This is a genomic window from Agromyces binzhouensis, from assembly GCF_004135055.1.
In the GTDB taxonomy this organism is placed as follows: domain Bacteria; phylum Actinomycetota; class Actinomycetes; order Actinomycetales; family Microbacteriaceae; genus Agromyces; species Agromyces binzhouensis.
Map to the genome: position 1 here is coordinate 1 of NZ_SDPL01000289.1, position 4,129 is coordinate 4,129.

5 protein-coding genes are annotated in these 4,129 nt (G+C 72.3%); 2 read left to right on the forward strand and 3 right to left on the reverse strand.

The genetic code is table 11. The features are described from left to right. The 3 genes from ESO86_RS12690 to pdhA form a co-directional block, all read right to left on the reverse strand. Positions 1-363: biotin/lipoyl-containing protein (locus ESO86_RS12690; protein ID WP_340638857.1), on the reverse strand; the 363-nt coding region annotated here is incomplete at its 3' end. Then, the gene (locus ESO86_RS12695) at positions 360-1,379 is read right to left on the reverse strand and encodes an alpha-ketoacid dehydrogenase subunit beta (protein ID WP_129235355.1); all 1,020 of its coding nucleotides are present in this window, start codon (positions 1,377-1,379) and stop codon (positions 360-362) included. The genes ESO86_RS12695 and ESO86_RS12690, both read right to left, overlap by 4 nt. Continuing rightward, positions 1,376-2,497, reverse strand: a complete 1,122-nt coding sequence (pdhA, locus tag ESO86_RS12700) for a pyruvate dehydrogenase (acetyl-transferring) E1 component subunit alpha (RefSeq protein WP_129235356.1) — start codon at positions 2,495-2,497, stop codon at positions 1,376-1,378. Before pdhA ends, ESO86_RS12695 begins: the two co-directional genes overlap by 4 nt. Positions 2,498-2,663: 166 nt before the next feature. Between pdhA and ESO86_RS12705 the strand changes: the two genes are divergently transcribed. Both ESO86_RS12705 and ESO86_RS12710 read left to right on the forward strand, forming a co-directional pair. Continuing rightward, positions 2,664-3,122 carry an Lrp/AsnC family transcriptional regulator gene (locus tag ESO86_RS12705; protein ID WP_129235357.1) on the forward strand — a complete coding sequence of 153 codons (459 nt, stop codon included), beginning with the start codon at positions 2,664-2,666 and terminating at the stop codon, positions 3,120-3,122. A gap of 111 nt (positions 3,123-3,233) precedes the next feature. Continuing rightward, complete coding sequence (locus ESO86_RS12710) at positions 3,234-4,082, forward strand: SDR family NAD(P)-dependent oxidoreductase (RefSeq protein ID WP_129235358.1); 849 nt, start codon at positions 3,234-3,236, stop codon at positions 4,080-4,082. The last annotated feature ends 47 nt before the right edge of the window (positions 4,083-4,129 follow it).

The following is a 4,129-nucleotide window of genomic DNA, read 5'->3' on the forward strand; positions in this document are numbered from 1 at the left end:
GGGCTCGCGCGTCTCGGCGGGTTCGGTCGGCGCGGGGGCGGCGCCCGCGGCGGTCGCGGACGTGTCGGTGGCCGACGCGGCCTCCGTCGTCGACTCGGCCGGTGCCGCGGCGTCGCCGCCGCCCGTGTCGCACGAGAACAGCTTCTCGCCGACGTTCACGGTCTCGCCTTCGGCCGCGTGCAACGCGGTCACGGTCCCCTCGAAGGGCGAGGGCAGCTCGACGACCGCCTTCGCAGTCTCGACGTCGGCGATGATCTGGTTGAGTTCGACGTGGTCGCCGACCTGGACGCGCCAGGCCACGATCTCGGACTCGGTGAGTCCCTCGCCGAGGTCGGGCAGCGCGAAGTCGCGGATGGTGCTCACGCGTCCACCTCCGTCACGTCCGAGAGGGAGTTCGGCCGGCCGAGGGCTCGGTCGACGCCGTCGAGGATCCGATCGAGGTCGGGCAGGTGGTGCTGCTCGAGCTTGGCCGGCGGGTACGGGATGTCGTGCCCGGTCACGCGCACCGGAGCGGCCTCGAGGTACTCGAAGCAGCGCTCGGTGATCGCGGCGGCGATCTCGGCCCCGACGCCGCCCTGCTCGCCGGCCTCGTGCGCGACGACGAGCCGGCCGGTGCGGCGCACCGAGGACTCGATCGTCGCGTAGTCGACGGGTGCGAGCGAGCGCAGGTCGATGACCTCGATCGACACGCCCTCCTCGGCGGCGGCGGTCGCGGCGTCCTTCGCGGTCTGCACGAGCGCGCCGTACGTGACGAGCGTCACGTCGTCGCCCGCGGCGACCGTCGTCGCGACGCCCATCGGCCGCGCGTCGGCGAGGTTCGCGTCGAGGTCGACCTCGCCCTTGACGTGGTACCGGCGCTTCGGCTCGAGGAAGATCACGGGGTCGTCGCTCGCGATCGCCTGGCGGATCATCACGTACGCGTCGGCGGGGTTCGAGCACGCCACGACGCGCAGTCCGGCCGTGTGCGTGAAGTACGCCTCGGGCGACTCGGAGTGGTGCTCGGCCGCGCCGATGCCGCCGCCGAACGGGATGCGGACGACGATCGGCATCCGCACCGTCCCGCGCGAGCGGTAGTGCAGCTTCGCGACCTGCGTCACGATCTGGTCGAACGAGGGGTACACGAACCCGTCGAACTGGATCTCGACCACGGGTCGGAACCCGCGATAGGCCAGGCCGACGGCCGTGCCCATGATGCCGGCCTCGGAGAGCGGGGTGTCGACGACGCGGTGCTCGCCGAACTCGGCCTGGAGCCCGTCGGTGATGCGGAACACGCCGCCGAGGGTGCCGATGTCCTCGCCCATGAGCACGACCTTGTCGTCCTCGGCGAGGGCTCGGCGCAGTCCCTCGTTGATCGCCTTGCCGAAGGTGATGGTCGTCATCGCTCCCCCTCCTCGTCGAACATGGCCAGGTACCGCGCGTAGCGCTCGCGCTGGCGCTCGAGGTGGCTGTTGGGTTCGGCGTACACGTGGTCGAACACGCTCATGGGCTCCGGGTCGGGGATCGCCGTGAGGCCGGCGCGGAGCTCTGCCGCGGCGCGGTCGGCCGCGGCCTTCGCGTCGGCGTCGACGGCGTCGATGTCGGCACCGGATGCCGCGATCAGCGCGTGCAGGCGCGTGATCGGGTCGCGCTCGCGCCACGCGGCGAGCTCGTCGTCGGTGCGGTAGCGCTTGGGGTCGTCGGCCGTGGTGTGCGGGCCCATGCGGTAGGTCACGGCCTCGATGAACGCGGGGCCTTCGCCCCGGCGCGCACGGTCGAGCGCCCAGCGGGTGACGGCGAGCACCGCGAGCACGTCGTTGCCGTCGACGCGGATGCCCGGCATGCCGAAGCCGTCGGCGCGCCGCGCGAGCGGCTGCTTGGACTGCAGCCCGACCGGCTCGGAGATCGCCCAGCCGTTGTTCTGGCAGAAGAACACGACGGGCGCATCGAAGGTCGAGGCGAACACGAGTGCCTCGTTCACGTCGCCCTCGCTCGTCGCGCCGTCGCCGAAGTAGGCGATCGACGCCGCGTCGGAGTCCTCCCACCTGGCGCCCATGGCCCAGCCGACCGCGTGCAGCGACTGCGCGCCGATGATGATCTGCGGGATCGCCATGCGCTTCTCGAAGGGGTTCCAACCGGATGCCGCGGAGCCGCGCCACACGCTGAGCAGTTCATCGGGGCGGACGCCGCGCAGCCACGCCACCGCGTGCTCGCGGTAGCTGGAGAACACGAAGTCGTCGTCGTGCAGGGCGCGGGCGGAGCCGATCTGGGCGGCCTCCTGGCCGGCGAGCGGCGGCCACAGGCCGAGCTCGCCCTGGCGCTGCAGCGCGGTGGCCTCGGAGTCGAGACGGCGGACCACGACCATGTCGCGGTGCAGGTCGATGAGGGCGTCGCGGTCGACGTCGGCGACCCACGGATCGAACTCGGCGTTCGCGTGGCGACCGCCGGTCGCGTCGAGGAGTCGGACGAGGTCGTCGGGGCGGGTGAGCAGCCCGGTCGCCTCTCGGTCGGAAGGGGTCATCGTCGAACCTCCGTGTCGGCTCGGCCGCCTTGTGGGCAGCCTCGCACCGGCGCCGATGCCGGGTACTCGCAGGGTACGACGATCTGGCATTCGGCTCAAGCAACGACGCTCGGATTGAGCAGGTTGCATAGTGTCACGGGCGATGCTGGTGCTAACGTGTGTCGATATGACCGGCTACGACCCCGTCGACCGAGCACTGCTCAGTGCCCTCGCCACCGACCCCCGGGCGACGGTCGTCGCGCTCGCCGAACGGCTTCGGATGAGCCGGAACACCGTCCAGGCGCGGATGGCCCGGCTCGAGTCATCCGGCGCGTTCCTCTCATTCGAGCGGAGCATCGATCCGAGCCCGCTCGGCTACCCGCTCGAGGCGTTCGTGGCGGTGCACGCGCGGCAGAAGGTGCTCGCCGAGGTCGTCGACGCGCTCTCCGAGATCCCCGAGGTGATCCAGGCGCACGGCCTCTCCGGCCAGATCGACCTGCTCGTGCGGGTCGTCTGCCGCGACGCGCACGACCTGTTCCGCATCGACGAGGCGATCCTCGCGATCGAGGGCGTCGAGCGCACGGAGACCTCGCTCGCGATGGGCGAGCTCATCCCCTTCCGATTGCGGCCGCTGCTCGAGCACTGACGATGATGTGGCGCGGGGGCGACCCGGCCGATCGCGCACGCCGCTCGGGTTTGGATCGGCGCGCCGGTCGTGTCAGGGTGGACTGCCCGAAACACCCCGCGAAGGAGCACCATGTCCCGGCGACGCCCCCTGCAGCTCGACGGACGACTCGCCGTCGTCACCGGAGCCGGAAGCGGAATGGGCCGGGCATCGGCCGAGCTGCTCGCCTCGCGCGGGTGCTCGCTCGCGGTGGTCGACCGCGACCCCGATGCGCTCGGATCACTCGCGACCGACCTGCGCGGCCGCGGGGTCGCCGTCAGCGCCCACACGATCGACCTCGCCGACCTCGAGGCCGTGGCGTCCCTCCCCGACGCGGTCGCCGCGGCGCACGAGCAGGCCCCGAGCATCCTGCTCAACTGCGCGGGCGTGTCGATGCTCGGCAGCTTCGACCAGGCGACGCTCGACGAGTTCCGCTGGGTGGTCGACATCAACCTGTGGGGCACGGTCGCGATGACGAAGGCCTTCCTGCCGGCGCTCGCGTCGGCGGGCGACGCGCACATCGCCAACGTGTCGAGCCTGTACGGGCTCGCCGCACCGTCGGGTCGCGTCCCCTACGTCACCTCGAAGTTCGCCGTGCGCGGCTTCACCGATGCGCTCCGCCACGAGCTCGAGACGACGGACGTCACCGTGTCGGCGATCTACCCGGGCGGCGTGCAGACCGGGATCATCCACCATGCCCGCGTCGCGGCCGCAGTCGCGCCGGGCGCTGCCGCGCGCGCCGCCGATGCGCAGTCCGCGCTCTACCGCACCACCCCGGCCCAGGCCGCCGAGCGCATCGTCGACGGCATCGTGCGACGCCGCCCGCGCGTGTTCATCGGACGCGACTCTCGTCTCAGCGACCTCGTCACCCGCGTCGCACCCGTCGGCTACTGGAACGTCATGCGCGGCATCGTCGCGGCCGCGGGCGACACGCGCAGCTAGCGCGCGATCCCCGCCGCCTGCGGGCCGGACGCGCGGCGTGCCCGTCG

Coding starts and splice junctions, on each gene's coding strand:
- ESO86_RS12695 (WP_129235355.1), bottom strand. CDS start 1,379: ATGACGACCATCACCTTCGGCAAGGCGATCAACGAGGGACTGCGCCGA.
- pdhA (WP_129235356.1), bottom strand. CDS start 2,497: ATGACCCCTTCCGACCGAGAGGCGACCGGGCTGCTCACCCGCCCCGAC.
- ESO86_RS12705 (WP_129235357.1), top strand. CDS start 2,664: ATGACCGGCTACGACCCCGTCGACCGAGCACTGCTCAGTGCCCTCGCC.
- ESO86_RS12710 (WP_129235358.1), top strand. CDS start 3,234: ATGTCCCGGCGACGCCCCCTGCAGCTCGACGGACGACTCGCCGTCGTC.